Raw genomic sequence first — 16,873 nt, forward strand, 5'->3', positions numbered from 1 at the left:
CATGGGGAAAGTCGGCATTCTCACCGAGAAACCCTCGGCGGCACGCAACTTCGCGGCCGCATTGGGCGGTATGAGTGGCACATTCGACGGCACGGACTACGTGATCGTGAATGCTCGTGGCCATCTGTTGGAGCTGAAGGACCCCGCAACGATGGTGCCGGCCCCGCTGGCGGAGCGGTACAAGAGCTGGGATCTGGAACACCTGCCGTGGAATGCCGGCGACTTCCGCTGGGAGCGCGAGGTCAGGCGCAAGGTCTCCGGCGGCAAGATGATCACCGACCCCGATGCGAAGAGCCTGCTCGCCGAACTCAAAGCGACCCTGTCGACGTGCGAGACCGTCTGCAACGCCGCCGATCTCGACCCGACCGGCGAAGGTTCGCTGCTGGGATGGGAAATCGTGGAGTACCTGGGCCTGGAAGGCAAGAAGCTCGAGCGGATGGAGTTTCTCGACGAAACCCCGGCGTCGCTACGGAAGGCGTTCACTACTCGCCGCGCGGTGACCTCGATCGAGTCCGAAGGCGACTACCGCAAGGCGGACTTCCGCGACCAGTGGGACATGCTGTCGATGCAGTTCACACGGGCGGCGACGAAAGTGTCCGGTTCGAGCACCGTTGTGCGCAACGGTCGACTCAAGTCGGCGATGGTCGTGATCGTCGGAGACGGCCTCGACGCGCACAAGAACTATGTCAAGAAAGCGTTCTACGAGAACCGTTTTCGTGACGAGAACAATGTCACCTACACCGACCCCGACATCGACAGGTTCGAGAACAAGAGCGCCGTCCCCGGTGGCCTCGAGTCCTCACCGGTGGTCCACGACGGGACCACCCGCAAGAAGACCGGGCCACCGAAATTGATGGACCTGGCAGCACTCTCGTCGCTGCTGTCGAAGAAGGGATTCGAAGCCAAGAAGGTCCTCGAGACGTATCAGAGGATGTACGAGGCGCAGGTGGTGTCCTACCCGCGTACCGAGGACAAGTTCATCTCGGTCGAACAGTTCAACGAGCTGCTCCCGCTGGTCGACAAGATCGCCAGCGTCGTCGGGGTGGATCCGGCAGCGCTCAGTCACCGCGGACCACGCAAGAGTCACATCAAGTCCGGCGGCGCTCACGGTGCCAACCGTCCCGGCCCGAACGTCCCCCCGAATTTGGCTGCGGTGGAGACGAAATTCGGTGCACTGGGCAAGGAAATCTACGAGCTCCTGGCGAAGAACTACCTGACGATGCTCGCCCCGGACTACGAGTACGACCAGCATCGCGGGCACGTCGAGAAGTATCCGAGTTTCGTCGGTTCGCTGAACGTCCCCGCGGTGCTCGGTTGGAAAGGCGTGTTCGTCGCCGAGGACGACGAAGACGAAGACGAGACAGCATCGGGTGCGACGGCTCTCGGGACCATCGCGAAACCGTTCGTCCACGAGGGCTTTCCGACGCGGCCGCCGCACCCGACGATGGGGTGGCTGATGAAGCAGCTGGAAAAGCGCAGCGTAGGTACCGGTGCTACCCGGACGAGCACCTACGCGGAAGTCACGAACAACGCCACCGGCAAGGCCCTGATGCGCGAGCAGCGCGGCAAGATCACGCTCAGCGTCGTCGGTGAACTAAACCACCGGATTCTGCCCGGTACGCACATCGGTGACCTGAGTATCACCGAGAACGTTTTCGATCAAATGGCTCAGATCGAGTCGGGGACAGCATCAGCGCCCGACTTTCTCGCCCTTGTCGAGGACTTGGTGCGCCACGACCTTGAGAAGATGAAGGCGAACGCACGCAGGTTGCCAGCCGAACTCAAAGAGAGAATGGCCAAGGCCGGAGTGACACGCGCACCGGTCGAGAACATCACCTTGCCGCCGGCACTGCATTTCACCCACGGCGACGCCGTTGCCACCACCGCCAAGCGTGTGTTCTGCGGGCACAGGTTCACCGATTCTGAGGTGGCCGCACTCCTTGCCGGTCAGATCATCGAGATCACGGCGATAAGCCCGAAGTCGGGAAAGCCGTTCACCTGCAAGGGCGCGCTCGAAGCCGGGGTGACGGACAAGGGCTACCCGTTCGTCGGTTTCAAACCTCAGTTCGAGGAACGTCCGCCGCGAACGGACCTGGTCAGCGGATTGTGGAAGGGCAAGAAAGTCGAGTTCAAGGGTCGCGGCTGGGGAGCCAACGAGCACTGGTCGGGCAAAGACTTCACCGAGCAGGAACTGGCAAAGCTGTTGGCCGGCGAAACCATCGAATTCGAGGCCATCGGGAAGAGCGGCAAGAAGTACACCGCCAAGGGCGCGCTGGCGGTGAGCACTCACAACGGTTACAAGAATTTCGGCTTCACCCTCAAATTCGACAACCGAACGCCCGCAACCAAGCCCAGGAAACGCAAAGTCAGCAGGTAGCAGCAGCCGCCGGGCAGAGAGTCGCTGCCCGGCGGACAAACGACCCCACCGATCCGGATGACAAATCGCTTCTGAGCCGACGAGGAACCGCTATGACCACTTCACCCGCTATCCCTGCACTTGGTTCGGAAGAACCCTGGCGCAGCACCGATCACTGGAAAGCCGGCGACAAGGCCTGGTGGATCTTCCTGACCGGAGACGGAGTCAGCAGGACGATGATCGACATCGTCGATCCTGCAGAAGGAACGGTCCGCGACCCGCGCGTCACCTACAACGACGGAGTATTCCGACTGTTCGACGGGATCGAAAGCGTTCGCCATCGCGGAGACTCGTGCACCTCATGCGCCGCCTCTGTACTCGAATTGCTCGCCGCCGGTCAGGACGAGGAGACCAGTTACTGGGGCAGATGGTCGCCCGCCGCGCACGACCGATTCGACGCGCTGGAAGAAAACATCCAGTGGCGCGAAGCAGACAAGTTCACTGTCGGCACCTTCACTTCTGCCGCTGATGTTCCTGCCTGGTTTCGGGAGGCCACCGCAGGACATCTCATCTATCCGGATTCTCCGTCACTATGTTTGGGACGGGTCTGGGAGCCGATCGACTGGCCTACCCTGATTGCCGAGCATCCAGACGATCTATCGGTCCTGGTCAGCGACGGATGGACGAAGGAGCATCTCACCTGGGAGATGCTCGTCGCAGCGTTTCGGATGATCGACGCGGCCGGACTCACCGCATGCTTCGATGCCACCGTGGAGATCGACATGGACGGTGCGCTTGCCTTACTACCTGCGGCGATCGGTAGCGACGGAATCGGGGAACATCCTGACCTCGTCGCTGAGGTGACGGCGACTCTCGGCGGCATCGAGTTCGGCGGGTGGGGTGGGGACTTCTGGATCCTCGACTGACTGCCCTCGGCCCGTCTCCTCATTCCCTCGGATCGAAAGGCGCTCCATGACTTCCATGAACGGCCAGACACCGGCACGGTGCTGGCCCGGTCGGCGGGTGGCCACGGCGGCTGCGTCCGGGTTCGGTGCCGCTCTCGCACTGGCGGGCTGCCAACTCGACATGCCGGGTCTCGCGCCTCCGGCGCTGGAGCGGGGCGCCCCTGGGCAGGTGGTCCATGTCGTCGACGGCGACACCGCCGACGTCCAACTCGTCGACGGTTCGCAGATCCGCGTTCGGGTGCTGGGCATCGACACCCCGGAAACGGTGAAACCGGATGCACCCGTGCAATGTTGGGGACCGGAAGCAAGCCAGTGGGCACACCAGATATTGGACGGCGCTCAGGTCAGGCTCGTCATGGATCCGGCGGCCGGTGACGTCGACAAGTTCGGTCGAGCGCTGCGGTACATCACTCTTGCGGACGGCACCGATTACGGCGTTCTGGCGGTGAGTGAAGGAATGGCGCGGGAGTACCCGAGCTACACCACGCCGCTGAGCAAAAGCGCGGATATCGTTGCCGCACAGACGAATGCCCAATCCCGTCAGGGTGGCCTGTGGGGTCCTCCGTGCAACGGAAGCTGACCCCCGCCACTTCGTTCGTACCGTCCTACCCTTCATCTAGGAGAGATGACACTCGTGCTCAAGTTCCTACGCAAACGCACCCGCCCGACGCCCTATCTGCCGGTGTCGGCCCACGACCGGCCGGCCGCAGTCTCAGAGAGCGAACACGAACGGTGTCGCAACATCCTGTTCGGAATTCCCGCGCCGGAGCCATTTGCACAGCCAGACGACGGAGAACGTGAACTGTGGCGAACCGGCAAGCTCGTTCCCTGGTACATCACCCGCCGACTCGACAGCGGCCGGCATAACGGCCCCGAAGTTGACATCGCTTGTGACGCCGAAGAACCCGCTGTCGACAACTGGGAACTCGGACGCCTCTATCCCAATTGGGGCCAAACAGTCGCACTCGCCCGACTCTTGAACGTCCGAGTCCGCAACCTCACCCACCCCGAGGCGCACCCGCACCACCAGCCGGAGAGACCTGTCCGCCGACCAGGGCGTCACATCGCGATCCTCTCGTTCGAGCCCTCGGCCGTCCAGGCGGTATGCGGGGGCCTCCATGTGACGGAAGGTGACAACTGATACCGAAACCGGCAGAGCGTGAGCTGAATAGCGCTCCCACTACGCGTAACTGTTCCCCGCACTGACACAGGTCAGCGGCGGAGATGCCGGTTTCGTGTCGGCGGATTGTCCTATGCTGCGAGGGCGACAAGAAAGAGGTCGCCGCATCTGCCTCGGAGGGCGAAGAGTCCTTCATCCTCCCTGGTCTGAGAGTTTTCTCGGATCGGCAGTATGCGGCGACCCTTTCTGTGTGCGCGATCGCCTGCGCCCCTGGTGGGGTGAGGTCGGCGAGAGTGGGCGGTACCGGGTACAAGGCAGACCTCGCTTCCAGCACTGCCCGCCCACCGTGCGTGTGGAGGAGTCGGTCAACGTACGAGTGATGCCACCGGTCGCCGCCGCTGGGCGTCGGTACGCCCTCGTCGTTGAGCCTGACCGCAATCCCACGCAGGCTCACGCCGGCGCGGCGGAGATCCACGACATACTCCAGAGTGCGATCCGAGCACAGGCGTTTCCGGCCTCGCCTGGCGGCCACAGTCGTGGTGTTCATCGGTCGCCCCCACGTCCAAACAGTCCCATGGAGAGAACGGGGAGGAGTGCGGCGAGAACGACTGATGCGCGCTCGGCACGCGCAGGATCTGATGTCGAGAGCGTCAGATTGACCGCCTTGACTGTCAGACAGAGGACCACGACGAGACGAAGGGCAGTCAGCACACACATCAGGACAGGACGCGCCGCGAACAGCACAGACATCCAGATGAGGGGTGGATGAAGCGTGGTCAGAGAAGAGAGTTGCGTGAGCAATGTAGTTCCTTTGCAGCTAGGGAGTTTGCTGCGGACTACAAAGTGCCCTTAGGCACCCACAACCAAGTCCGCAGATGATCGAAGAATCGACCTGCAGACGTTGGGGCCACGCGTGACCGCGGGGTGTGAAGTGACGATCTGGCCCGGCGTTTTGCCGTGCTGATCGCGGGTGAGGGTGAGGAGCGCCAGAATTCGGCCGATGCCGGGGTCAAGCCTCGCCCGGAGTGCATTGCGATACCCCGCGAGGAGAACGTCAAGTCCATCAACCGACTTGGGCTCGGATAAACCAATGCGCCAAGGATCAAGACCCGACGTTCGCCGAGGAAGTACGAAGTTGGCGGGCTGGATCGACGCAAGTGAGTCAAGAACCGCTTGGTGTGCCTGGAGGAGGCTGGTCTCCGGGATCCGGATGGTTTCGCGGATCTGCCTGATCGTGTCCAGCATCCGTGCGAACCCGGGAGTTGCCCTCAGCGCTTCGAACTGGCGGGCTTGAACGCGCACAGCGAGGCGAACCTGGATCTCTCCCGAGATTGCCGTCACTGTTGCCATGTCATTCACCCTAGATCGCAGGAACAAGTGTCCTGGTAATTGCTGAGACTCGGGTCGCTTGTGCTGCCCGTCGGTAGTTCCGTCCATCACTTTACCATGGTAGTTCTGAACTAGTTCTGATATAATGGTCACATGAGTAAGACAGCAGCAACCGCCACGTTTTCCGAACTGCTCCGATCCCCGAAGGATGTCCTCAGTGTTCTCGCAGATGCCGGCGAGGTCGTGTTGACTCGCAGGCAGGCGCCATCTCTTCGGTTGACTCAGGAATCGGACAGTCAGCAGGAGCTGTCCACGCTCGGAATTGTCGGCCAACTCTTCGCGGCCTCCCTCGACGAAGTGGCACTGGAGCGTGTCGCCAAGAACATGGCGGTGACGCTGCCGTGGATCGGACTGTTGCCGAAGAAGGTGCATGCGGAGTTCATTTCGGAGTTCCACGACACAGCCCGCGCCTGCATCGCCGTCAATCGTTTCGGCCGCTTGTCTGCACTCCTCAACGCTTGGGAAGCGACAGCAGAGGCATACGCTGATCCGTCTCTCAGTGCGGACGGCACGGATCTCGAGTATCTCGATGAGCCCGAGGTGGTTCCGGCACCGGGCCTCGACGCGTGAGCAAGCGTGAGTCGCCGGTTCCGCGGCCACTCAAGCGAACCGAATGGGAAATCTTTTTCGATACACGTGAGGCGCAGAAGGGGTGGACTGATCTACTCGCAACGGCGCGCAATGCCACGACCGAAGCGTGGAACACGCTGACGTGCGACCCGCTGACGGAAACAGCGCGTCTGTACCAACTCAAGGCCGACTTCGCGTACCTAACTCGCAATGGACGGACGTACGCCCGTTATCAGTACAAGGTCACCGACGGCGGGCGCATTTGGTTCTACGTCGAACCGGCGCCGAAAGGTACAAGGGCGAAGACGGCCGGGCGAGTGTTTCTCGAGCGGTGCGAAACAGCGCACCCGAAGGAAACCGAGACGTAGGTCTGTGAACAGCGCAGATGGCGGACGCACGTTCCTTCTCCCTGCTCGGAGGTGACGATCACTCATGACGGACTCTCGACCCTCAGGTGCTGCGCGCGTCACTGACGCGCAGATCAACGCGGCGCGGACCAAGTTGATCATCGACGACAAGTTGAAGAGGCGGTCGAAGCCGGAGATCGTCAGGCTTGCAGCGCTCGAGACTACGAGGGAACGCGGCCCGATCACCACTTAACTTCCACATGCCCTGACGGCCGTGTTTCGGTCGCATTCTGAAAAGAGCCAACGCCGCCCCGGTTCGGGACGGCGTTGGTGTTGTCTGTAGAGCTTTTCGCTCGGTTACACCGCGTGTTCGGTTTCGCGTTCTCGTTCCACACCGAGTCCGGTGTGCTGCTCGAACGCGAGATCGCTTTCCTCGTCCGGGGTCTGCACGATGTTGAGCAGTTCTTTGACCGATCGCGGGTGGCTGCCCATGGCGGCTTTCATCGCTGGTGCGATCGAGGCGGCCAGTTGCGCGAGCTCCTCGGTTACCTGATGGAGGTTGACCGGGGAGAGGTTCGGGGCGACCTCGTCGTCGCCGGCGACCGGTCCGACGGCCTGGGCAAGCCCCCGGCCTGCGGAGTCGAGAACGTTTTTGATCTGTCCGGCTTTGGACGGTCCGCTGTGCTTTTCCGGTTGTGGGGTCTTGTCGGGCGCGGGCGCCGGCGCTTCGGGCACGGGTCCGAGTTGTTCGTCGGCCAGCTGCGCGAGCTGATCGTGGGCAGGTAGTCCGCGTGCGGCGACGTAACCGGCGGCCACAGCGGCCGCGGCGTTGAAGACGTTGCGGTCATTGGCCGATTCACGGTCGATCCGATTCTGATCCCACTCGGCGATCTTCTCGCGGGGTGTTTCCTTCTCCCGATGTTCGAGTGCGGCTGTTCGGCGCTCGTGGTCGCGGATCGCGTTCAGCCGTGTCTGAGTCTCGACGACGAGTTTGTTCAGGCGCTGTGCGTTGGCGGATTGTTCGCCTTCGAGGGTCCGGGCAGCGGCGGCAGCGGCGAGGATCTGGATTCGGGTCTGGTCGATCGGTGCGCTCTTGAAGTGCCCGAGAACCTCTTTGATCGGCTTCGGGGGTTTGACGGCTTCGCCGGCGCGGGCTCTCAAGTTGGCGTTGTGCAGCCACGACGCGATGTCGTGGACTCGCTGATCCGGTTGCGGGACCGATTGTGTTCCCGGCCGGGCTGCGCCTGCGGCGATCGGGTCGACGCGTACGCCGGAATCGACAGGTACCTCGCGGGCGGGTTCCTTGTCGAGGTCGACCGAAGATTCGGAAACGGCGGCGTCGGCTTCGGCCTCGCGATCATCCGAGGAGAGATCGAGCTGATCCAAGCGGAATTCACGGGCGACGAAAGGATTATCGGCGGGAGGGAGTCCGGAGCCGGGATCGTTGCCGATCTCGACCGTCGGTTGCACGGTTTCCTGCACTGCGGAATCGGCAGAGATGCCGCTGTCAGCCTCGACGGAGCGGTTGCGAGCAATCGCGGCCTGACGATAACCCTCGACCGAATGGAGATAGTTCGTTCCCTGAGCTTGGTCGATTTCGCGAAGAATGTTGGTTGCGCACGCGTAGTCGACAAGGCGCGCCGCGTCGACTGCGTCGACGGAGCGTTCGACGATGGCGTTGACGGCTTCGAGCATGGATTCTTCTCGCTTGCCGTACTCGCCGGGGTACGGTGCGATGGGGAGCCACCCGCCGCCTTCGATGCCGGGGAGCAGCAGCCAGTCGGCGTTGCGCAGGTTGTGCGTTTCCACGATGTCGGCAAGCTGCGCGGGAATTTTGTTGGCTTCGTCGACGAGCCGCACGATCTCCTCGCCAATCCAGAGTGGGCCGCCCGCGCGTGGGGTAGGACCGGGGATCTCCTGGTCCGCGATGTAGTCGTTGTACCGCTCAGCCTCGTATTCGGGTTCAGGATCCCACACTGACGGGTCGTAACCCGCTTCACGCAGAAGGTCGGGAAGCCGACCATCGCCGCTCCCGTCGTAGCCGACGGCACGTACGGCGTCGTCCAGGGAATCCTGAGAGCTGTCAGGCTCGGCACTTCCGGCGGTCCCGGAGTCGAGCGGATTGTTCTCGGCCATGATCATTTCCTCGTTCCCCCCTCGCCGGGTGTGGGGCGAGGACTTTGATGTTTGGTCTGCTCTTACAGTTCCGGTCCGTTGTCGGTTCCGCGGTCGATGGTGGGCGGCTCCTGTTCTGGGTGTAGGTCGGTGTCCTCGGTTCGTGGACGTGGCCGGTCGGGCTGTGTGGTCGGGTTGCTGCGGCGGGCGAGCTTTTCCTTCTCCAGCAGTTCGAGCCGCTGACGATCGGATGCGAGCACTTTCTCCAGGCGGGCGATGCGGGTGTTCAGTGCTCCGATCACGCGGTCGTCGGTCTTGCCGGCACGCTCGCGTCGGCCCTGGTTGGCGCGGTTCGCGGCGGCCGAGATTTCGATCGCTCCCCATCGTTGCTCTGCCGGCGCTCCCGCTTCGGCGTCGGTCATGGCCGTGCGGGCCTGATCGCGCTGGGCGGCGGTCGCAGTGGGATCGCGCTGGATGCGGTCGTAGGCGTCGCGGAGTCGGCGGACTTCGGCGATCTTCTGGGCGTCGGCTTCGACTTCGGCGATCACGGAGTTCACGGCGCCGAGGGAGGAGTCCTCGGTTGCACGTGCGAGTTCCCGCTTGGCCTGTCCGAGCATTTGTCGGGTGTCGGAGATCCGGCGTTTTGCAGATGCGGCAGCGGTAGCGAGGTCACCGGTCGAGTAGGACGAGTACACGGTCGCGGCCGCGGGCTTCGCCTTGATCTGTTCGATCTGCTTGCCCACGATGTCGGCGCGGATCTCGCTCAGGTGTGCGTAGGGGTCGGTGACCTCGTCGCCGACATTGTTCAGGACGCGAGAGAGTCCCACTTCGGTAGCGGCGGTGTGGAGCAGCGCCTGCTTGCGGGGATCGTTTCCGGGGTTACCGAGGGCCACGATCCATGGGGCTTGTTCGCGGGTGGCCTTCTCGACGTAGGTGTCGACGAAGGCGTGCATCTGTTCGATGTTGGCGCGGGCGTAGGAGCCGAGGATCTTGTCCTGCGCTGCGACGGCGTCGGTGAGCGCGGGGACGCGGTATCGGGCGACTTCGTCGGATCGTTGCCGTGTTTCTTGGGACTTGATCGCAGAGTCGAGGGCTGCGGCCATGATCTTGCCGGGAGCGTTGTCGTGCTCGTCGATCTTGCCGGCCTTGCCCTTCTCTCGCATGACGTTGGCAGCGTCGACGAGCAGTCGGCGGGTGTCCCATCCGAATGTTTCGGCCTTGGCGACGGATTCGACGATGGAGTCCCAGCCGCCGAAAGTATGGACCCAGGTGAACTGGCGGTCGGGCAGGATTTCATTGAGCAGCGCCGAGGTGTGCTCTTCGTAGAGCGCGCCGACAGCGGAGAGGTAGGACTGCTTGATCGCTTCGAAGGACTCCGCGTGTGCCTGTGCTTCTTCCATCATCTGGTGCGCCGTGCGCTGCGATCCGTCGCGGGCGATGATTCCGGTGATCACGCCGAGTGCGCCGGGATGCTCGTCGGGGCGGTGCTCGAAGTCCCAGTCGGGAAGCTCATCCGATGCGGCGTAGGCGATGTTCTTCTGCTTGCCGCGAGTCATGGCGACATAGAACCCTTGGCGGTCCATGCCGGAGTCGGTCAGGACGTGGCACGCGCCGACGGTCATACCCTGGCTTCGGTGCACGGTAGCGGCGTAGCCGAGTTGGACGTTGTCGGCGACGTAGTCGGCCGCGACGACGACGCGGCCGCCGCTGACGTTGTTCTCCAGGCGCAAAGACCCGTCGACACCGACTTCGACGATCGTCCACAGATCGCCGTTGTTGACGCGACCGGTGCGCTTGCCTTGATCGTCCTTGACGACGTATTTGCTGTTGTTCTTACGGGTGACCACGACGTCACCGAGCGATCCTTCGAGCCCGTCGGCGAGAAGGATGCCGTCGCCGGTCACGGTGCCCTTGTCGCGGTAGTACGCGGTGGCTTTGAGGTTCAGTTCACGCACCAGGTCGTTGGTGGGGGCGACCATCAAGGTCACCTTCTCTTCTTCGACGTCTGCGACGTAGGCGGCGAACACCTTGTCCGGAAGCTCGTGCTTCATCGCTTCACGGATGCGGTCTTCTTTCTGGTACCAGGCGAGTGCGGACTCGTCGCCGTCGCGCAGCTGCAAGCTGGCTGCTGCTTCGCCGACAGTTTTGAATCGGTGGATCTTCGACAGGAATGGTGCGTCGGTGCGTTCGGCCAGATCGCGCAGAACACCACCGGATTCGACTGATGCCAACTGCAGCGGGTCACCGAGAAGTCGCACCACGGCACCGGATTGGGTTGCAATGCGAGTGAGGTCTGCGAGGTTACGCGCGGAGGCCATTCCGGCTTCGTCGACCAGGAGTAGATCGCCCTTCTCGATTCCGGTCGCCAGACCGTGTTGATCGCGGGTGAGGATGTCGGCGATGGTGCGGCCTTCGACGTCGATCTCGGCGCCGAGCACGTCGGCCGCTTTGGCGGACGGTCCGAGTGCGATGACTTTGCCGTTGGTTTGTTCCCAGGATCGGGCGACAACTTTGGCGGCGGTGGTCTTGCCGGCCCCTGCTGCACCGACAGCGACGGCGACCTTAGTCTTCGCGGTCAGGAAGTGTTCGATCATGGCGATCTGGTCGTTCCCGAGGGCGAAGTCCTTGACGTCGATTTCCTTGCGGGTCTCCTTTTCGATGCGTCGGATCTGGCGGCGGATGACGCGATCCGGAACGGTGAGGTCGCTCGCGGCGTCGGCCTTGTTGCGCATGTACTTCTCGGCGGCGAGGACGGATTCGGAGGTGTACCGCATGGTGGTGCGGTCGACCGTGTGCAACCGAACCAGGCCGCCCTCGACGCGTTCGGACAGGCTGTCGGGAGCGTTGTAAATCTCGGTGAACACCGGGATGCAATGGTTCTTCACCAAGGTCTCGACCGCCGCTTTCACGTAGACGTCGAGGTCTAGATCGTCGGCGAAACTGAACGCACGGACCTGACGTTGCACTTCGGCGGTCAGGCTGTACACGGTCCATGTACCGACTTTGCGGGACAGGTCTTCTTCGACGGTGCTGATCAGTTCGGGCAGGTCGGCCGGCCCGAAGGGAGGCCGCTTGTCGTGGCCGGTCTGGGCCAGGTCGACCAACTCTTGAGGTGATGTGTCGACGACGATGGCACGGGCACGCTCGTCCCATTCGGCACGAAGTTCCGCCATGCTACGCGGCGGGTTCTTGGCGTTGCGGGTGTCGAGCGTGGCCTGTTGCGCCTGTGCGTACTGGACCTTCTTCGGCGGGTTCTTGCCATGTCGCTCCAGGTACTCGTTGGCCAATTCGGCCTGTCGGTCGACGATGGCCTGACGACGAGAAAACTCTTCGATGAGGCTGATCGGGATGCCTTCGACCTCGTACACCGGTTGCTTACCGACCGGAGTATCGGCGCGGGGAGCGAAGGTCACTCCGAGCTTGCGAGCGACCAAATCCGCGACGCGGGTGTTGTAGCGTTCGGACGCTGCGACCGCTGAACGGTAGAACATGCGACCGTCGATGGTGGTCCACTTGTCCTCGGCGAAGACCCGGTTCAACACTGCGCAGTGCGTGTGCAAGTTGGGGTCACCGACTCGGTTGTCCCAGTGGTCGAAACGAGCCGCAAGCAGCCCTTCGGCTTTGATCACCCGGGCACCCGCTTTGCCGCGCCGGGTGTAAGTGACCTCGTCTTCGATCCAGCCAAGAGCCTCGTCGACGGCCTGTTTGTGGGCGGCCTCGATCGCTTCTTTCACACGGGGATCACCGAGTCCCCACAGGAGCGAAATCGACTTCGCGGGTGTGAACACCAGGTCGTAACCTGCGACCGGTTGACGCATCTTGTTGTAACTGTCGGTAATGAATTTCATTACCTCTTGTTCGCTGATCAGACCGGACTTCGGTGCCTGAACTTTCGTCAGATGCTTCACGGCCAGGTCGTGCTTGATCAGGTCCTTCGCGGCGGTATCCGGATATTCACCGTGAGCGCGTTTGTAGTCGCTGCAGCGTTCTTCGACCTCGTGCACGTACTCCTGAGATTCGGTGAACGAGCTGAATGCCGAACCGAGCGCAGTCGAGGCGGACCAGTCCAAGCGATCAGCCTGCGGTGCGGTGATTGGCGGCATGGTGTCGAAAGCGTTGGGCTTGCGCGCCGCGCCGAATGCAGCGCGCATCGCGTTCTCGGTGACTTCGTCGCCGACCGCCACACCGGCGCGGGTCGTCGCTTTTCCGAACCAACGCCCGGGCGGCGTGCCCTTGGCGTTGTAGTAATCGACGACATCCTTCTTCTTCGACTCGGTGGCGTCACCGGCGGCGACGTGCTTCGTCAGATAGGTATAGCCATCCCCAGCTGAGAGCTTGTGGATGGTCATCATGATGACCATTGTGCCAGTTCGCACCCCTGGTGCAAGAGGTGTGTAAGAGTTTGTTTGGCTACCGCAGGTAGCCCCTTGTTTTTCGATGCCGTAGGCATCGGTTCTTTCTCGCCTTCGGCGAGGGTGTTAGGCATTTGGTCTTTGATTTTCGGGTTTTTGGGATGCGCTCGGAGTCTGTTGATGCGCATCTTGCTTGACCACCAGGAGGCATCGCACGGTGCAAGAACCTCGGCCACGGACGGCGCGAGCCGATACACTTCGTGGCATGGCGTCCACAAATGAAGCAGCAACCCGATCCCGTCGACTACACACAGTCAAAAATGTTGAACAGAACGTGAAGGAAGCCCGTCAAAAGGCCCTCGCGGCGCAACAGCGCATCGAGAACCTCGCGAAACCGCTCAACGCGGTCTCCCAGAAACTCGCTCGCCTCGAACGTGAGTCGAGCAGCGTCGAGGCTGCCGGCGAACGCCGGATCGAGTCACTGCAGGAATCTCTGGACAAGAAGATCGAAAAGCTGAAAGCTGACACCGCAGCGAAGATCGAGCAGACCAAGAAGGACACCGCGGACAAGCTCGCAGAGCTTCAGAAGAACCAGCAAAGCTCCGAAGACGCGCTCGCTCTCGAATATGCGCAAGCGGTTGTTCAGTTCTCCTTCGGCGGATCAAACGCCGATCTGGCGACCGTTCTCGGAATCACGAACAAGGCTGCCAAGGAACTGATCGCCTCGTCGACCGAAGAACTCGAAAAGGCCGGCATCTCCGCGAAGCAACCCACCGAATCAGCAACCACTGCGGCCGACCAAAAGGAAGAACCGGCACCGGCCAGCGCAACGCCCGCCGACAGCGAAGCGGCCGCAGAGAAGCCCGCCGACTCCCCCACTCTCGCGTCCGCGTGACACAACAAAAGAGTGATCGGTGACCGAAGACTCGGAACCAGGATTGTGGCCGTCAGAACAATCTGACGGCCACACACCTGTCGACGAACCAACATCCACTTCGGCCCGCGCGCGCCGGTATGTGGACGCCTCACTGCCACCGGCCAAGAAGGACATCGCCCGCTTCTGGTCGAAGGTCGTGAAGTCCCCAACCTGTTGGTATTGGGTAGGCGCCATCAGCGCTCCGGACGGATACGGCCGCTTCAACTACCAACGAAAAAATCGTCAACGCACCGTCCTAGCCCACCGCTTCTCCGTGGAGCTGACACACGGCCTCCTCGACGAGGGCGTGGTGTGCGAGCACAAGTGCAACGAGCCTCTTTGTGTACGGGTAGGACCGAAACATCTCGTCGAGTCCACGTACGCCGAGAATGTTCGATTCGCCATCGCACTCGGCCGACTGTCCGGCCACACACTGCTCGACGGCAGCGGCCGCGCACGTTACGACCGCTCAGTCGCTATCCGCGAAGCACTCCGATATGGCTACGACGAAAAGGCGCTCTTCCGCGCAAAGACCGACCCAGGGCCAGGGCAATCCACGTTGTTCTAGCAAGCTCAGTCAACTGCTCCGTTTTCGCGCCTGACGTCCATCTGTGTGATCGCCGCTCGACTGATCGCGGACGTTGGCGGGTCGTAAGCATTCGGCCACTTGGTGTCATCCGTGTACACAAGGTCTTCGGGAATTTTGGCCCACTCAAGACCACGGACCGCCTCGAAATTCGCTCCGACAATGGTCGTTCCTGTGAAACTCGCGGAATTGATTCGTGCGCCACTGAGGTCGACATCGGTCAATCTCGCCATTGAGAAGTCCGCCCGCCTGAGGTCTGTCTGGACGAAATCAACACCAACCAGCACAGAGTGTTCTAGTTGGGCGCCTTGCATATCGGCGTACGAAAGTTTCGTTCGTTCCAGGTTGGCATGTCGAAGATCGACCCCCACCATTCGACACACTCGAAGGTTCGCTCCAGTTAGATTCGCCCCTCGTAGATTCGCTCCACTCAGATCCAGTGATAGCACCGGCAGCGACGCTCCTCTATCGTCCTGGAACCAGGCTCCGTTTATTGCACGCCACCCTGCGATCCGCTCCCGCAGGACTGCCACTGCTGTATTGCGAACCGAAAGCTCGGCGCGTGGAAAGCTATCGAAGACGTCGTAGCTGTCGTCATAGCGAAACTCGCCCATGTCACGGTTCGCTCGAAGATATGAACACAGAAGCCCGATACAAGACCGCGCCTGATTGAGCGCCAGTGCGTGCTGGTTCGAATCCGCCCCATACCTGAACCAATCGTCGATCAACGCTGAAATGGCGTAGATGCCGGCTTCACGAATCGCAGCGGAATCGTTGTCACCCATCTGTTGCGCAGCGGTTGTATACCGCGACCGCAGATCGGCGACTTCGTTCCGGTTGGTCGTATCGCTATGGTGCGAGGCGTCGAGCGACCGGGTCTTGGCGCCGTTGTGGAGTGCCAAGAGACCCGCAGCAATGGCGCCCGCCCCAGCAACCGTTGTGGCGAGCGGTTGCGCTGCAAGATCCCAGAATTCAGAGGACCCAGGGACCTCGAAACTCCTACCAAGCAGAAAGATCCCCGCGCCCACGACGCTGCCTACGGCAGCTCGTGCGGGGTAGGTTACCCATTTGGAAACGTCCGTATCTTTCGGCATGGATTGTTCCTTTTGCGTTCCTCTAGAGGGGCTAGACACGAAATCTCCCGCGATCTATTCGCTTGTTAAATCCTCCAGATCGGCTTGCCCTTGTCCGGCTGACGTGCTGGGAGCATTTCTGGTGACCTCGGTCAATCGCGATCCAAAATACCTGCTTCCCACAACACGACCTACGCCCCGTTCGACTACGCCCCGCTTCGTTTCGTCGTTTCTTTTCTGGTTTGGTTACACACCCGTTAAGAGACGACACCGATCGACAAGCTAGCTTTTCGGAATGGCCGACCTGATTAGGGATCTACTGCAACGGCGCTCAGACCTGAGCACTTTTCTGCACCACTTCACCAAGGGAACCCCTGCCGACGCCGAGGCCGCTCTTATGAGCATTCTGGGAGGCTTGTGCCTGTCCGCGCGCAAACCGTGGGGACTCGCGCGCGACTTCGACTCGGTCACGATTTCATCCCCTACAGTCACCCAGCGTGTGGTGTGCTTTACGGATACCCCGATTGAGCACTCCTGGATGATGGTCCGAGACATTGCGGGTAGGTCCTGGGACTTCCAGCCATATGGCGTGGTGTTTGCGAAGAATTTCGCAAGAGCACAAGGTTGTCATCCGATCTGGTACTTGGACGAGCAGGGCCCCGCGCCATCAATTGCGGCAGCGATGCGGCAACTCATTCAGACGTATCGTGACGCTCGCGCGAAAACGCCGGCGGACTATCCGCCTGAATCCATGGACATTCTTCGGATGACGCCGTTCATGGAGCTACGGACTGAGCAACAAGATTTCTTCTGGGAGCGGGAATGGCGACATCGTGGCGACTTTCGCTTCGCAACTACTGATGTAGTCGCAGTCTTCGCACCTGAGAAAGATCATGCCCGATTGAAGCCTCTAATTTCTGGCTTGAGTGTCGATTGGGCTACGCGTGATGTTCCTCTGCTCGACCCGGTATGGGGGACGAACTATATCTTCGGCGCCCTCTCCCGAGCTAGAAATGCTTAGTTGTCGCTACCCCCGCAGGTGGTTGTGCACGGTGGCCGCCAGCTGGCGGCCACCGTGTCAGCA

The 16,873-nt window shown here is 61.8% G+C and carries 15 protein-coding genes and 1 pseudogene; 10 read left to right on the forward strand and 6 right to left on the reverse strand.

Annotated elements, in window-relative coordinates; genetic code table 11:
• Nucleotide 1 precedes the first annotated feature (1 nt).
• From ACKAMS_RS26765 to ACKAMS_RS26780, 4 genes are all read left to right on the forward strand, one after another.
• The gene (locus tag ACKAMS_RS26765; protein ID WP_161121665.1) at nt 2–2,377 is read left to right on the forward strand and encodes a DNA topoisomerase; all 2,376 of its coding nucleotides are present in this window, start codon (nt 2–4) and stop codon (nt 2,375–2,377) included.
• 92 nt (nt 2,378–2,469) lie between these two features.
• Nucleotides 2,470–3,282 (forward strand): hypothetical protein, encoded by an 813-nt coding sequence (locus tag ACKAMS_RS26770; RefSeq protein ID WP_161121664.1) that lies wholly within the window; start codon nt 2,470–2,472, stop codon nt 3,280–3,282.
• A gap of 46 nt (nt 3,283–3,328) precedes the next feature.
• Nucleotides 3,329–3,901 carry a thermonuclease family protein gene (locus tag ACKAMS_RS26775; protein WP_161121663.1) on the forward strand — a complete coding sequence of 191 codons (573 nt, stop codon included), beginning with the start codon at nt 3,329–3,331 and terminating at the stop codon, nt 3,899–3,901.
• Between the two features lie 45 nt (nt 3,902–3,946).
• A complete protein-coding gene (locus ACKAMS_RS26780) occupies nt 3,947–4,462 on the forward strand; it encodes a hypothetical protein (RefSeq protein WP_202427382.1) in 516 nt (171 codons plus the stop codon).
• A gap of 343 nt (nt 4,463–4,805) precedes the next feature.
• Here ACKAMS_RS26780 and ACKAMS_RS26785 read toward each other — a convergent pair.
• The 3 genes and pseudogenes from ACKAMS_RS26785 to ACKAMS_RS26795 all read right to left on the reverse strand — a co-directional run.
• Nucleotides 4,806–4,988, reverse strand: a pseudogene (locus ACKAMS_RS26785) (recombinase family protein); the annotation flags it as partial.
• Nucleotides 4,985–5,242 carry a hypothetical protein gene (locus tag ACKAMS_RS26790; RefSeq protein WP_161121661.1) on the reverse strand — a complete coding sequence of 86 codons (258 nt, stop codon included), beginning with the start codon at nt 5,240–5,242 and terminating at the stop codon, nt 4,985–4,987. The pseudogene ACKAMS_RS26785 and the gene ACKAMS_RS26790, both read right to left, overlap by 4 nt.
• A gap of 48 nt (nt 5,243–5,290) precedes the next feature.
• Nucleotides 5,291–5,791: a hypothetical protein gene (locus tag ACKAMS_RS26795; RefSeq protein WP_161121660.1), complete on the reverse strand. Its 501-nt coding sequence runs from the start codon at nt 5,789–5,791 to the stop codon at nt 5,291–5,293.
• Between the two features lie 132 nt (nt 5,792–5,923).
• Here ACKAMS_RS26795 and ACKAMS_RS26800 point away from each other — a divergent pair, with 132 nt between their 5' ends.
• The 3 genes from ACKAMS_RS26800 (at nt 5,924) to ACKAMS_RS26810 (ending at nt 7,000) form a co-directional block, all read left to right on the forward strand.
• Nucleotides 5,924–6,400, forward strand: coding sequence for a hypothetical protein (locus ACKAMS_RS26800; protein WP_161121659.1), 477 nt, complete (start codon nt 5,924–5,926; stop codon nt 6,398–6,400).
• Nucleotides 6,397–6,768 carry a hypothetical protein gene (locus ACKAMS_RS26805; protein ID WP_161121658.1) on the forward strand — a complete coding sequence of 124 codons (372 nt, stop codon included), beginning with the start codon at nt 6,397–6,399 and terminating at the stop codon, nt 6,766–6,768. The genes ACKAMS_RS26800 and ACKAMS_RS26805 overlap by 4 nt, the downstream gene beginning before the upstream one ends.
• A 64-nt stretch (nt 6,769–6,832) precedes the next feature.
• Complete coding sequence (locus ACKAMS_RS26810) at nt 6,833–7,000, forward strand: hypothetical protein (protein ID WP_202427381.1); 168 nt, start codon at nt 6,833–6,835, stop codon at nt 6,998–7,000.
• Nucleotides 7,001–7,104: 104 nt separating this feature from the next.
• On the opposite strand, the gene ACKAMS_RS26815 is transcribed toward ACKAMS_RS26810, so the two are convergent.
• Complete coding sequence (locus tag ACKAMS_RS26815; protein WP_321188102.1) at nt 7,105–8,883, reverse strand: hypothetical protein; 1,779 nt, start codon at nt 8,881–8,883, stop codon at nt 7,105–7,107.
• Nucleotides 8,884–8,945: 62 nt separating this feature from the next.
• Nucleotides 8,946–13,223, reverse strand: a complete 4,278-nt coding sequence (gene mobF / locus ACKAMS_RS26820) for a MobF family relaxase (protein ID WP_408989808.1) — start codon at nt 13,221–13,223, stop codon at nt 8,946–8,948.
• Nucleotides 13,224–13,479: 256 nt separating this feature from the next.
• Here mobF and ACKAMS_RS26825 point away from each other — a divergent pair, with 256 nt between their 5' ends.
• Nucleotides 13,480–14,109: a hypothetical protein gene (locus tag ACKAMS_RS26825; RefSeq protein WP_202427380.1), complete on the forward strand. Its 630-nt coding sequence runs from the start codon at nt 13,480–13,482 to the stop codon at nt 14,107–14,109.
• 19 nt (nt 14,110–14,128) lie between these two features.
• On the forward strand, nt 14,129–14,698 hold the full coding sequence (locus ACKAMS_RS26830) for a hypothetical protein (protein ID WP_161121655.1): 570 nt from the start codon (nt 14,129–14,131) through the stop codon (nt 14,696–14,698).
• A gap of 5 nt (nt 14,699–14,703) precedes the next feature.
• On the opposite strand, the gene ACKAMS_RS26835 is transcribed toward ACKAMS_RS26830, so the two are convergent.
• The gene (locus ACKAMS_RS26835) at nt 14,704–15,810 is read right to left on the reverse strand and encodes a pentapeptide repeat-containing protein (RefSeq protein WP_161121654.1); all 1,107 of its coding nucleotides are present in this window, start codon (nt 15,808–15,810) and stop codon (nt 14,704–14,706) included.
• A 274-nt stretch (nt 15,811–16,084) separates the two neighbouring features.
• Between ACKAMS_RS26835 and ACKAMS_RS26840 the strand changes: the two genes are divergently transcribed.
• Nucleotides 16,085–16,810 carry a hypothetical protein gene (locus tag ACKAMS_RS26840; protein ID WP_408989809.1) on the forward strand — a complete coding sequence of 242 codons (726 nt, stop codon included), beginning with the start codon at nt 16,085–16,087 and terminating at the stop codon, nt 16,808–16,810.
• Nucleotides 16,811–16,873 lie beyond the last annotated feature (63 nt).

Source organism: Rhodococcus sp. 5A-K4 (assembly GCF_046097995.1).
GTDB lineage: Bacteria > Actinomycetota > Actinomycetes > Mycobacteriales > Mycobacteriaceae > Rhodococcus_F > Rhodococcus_F erythropolis.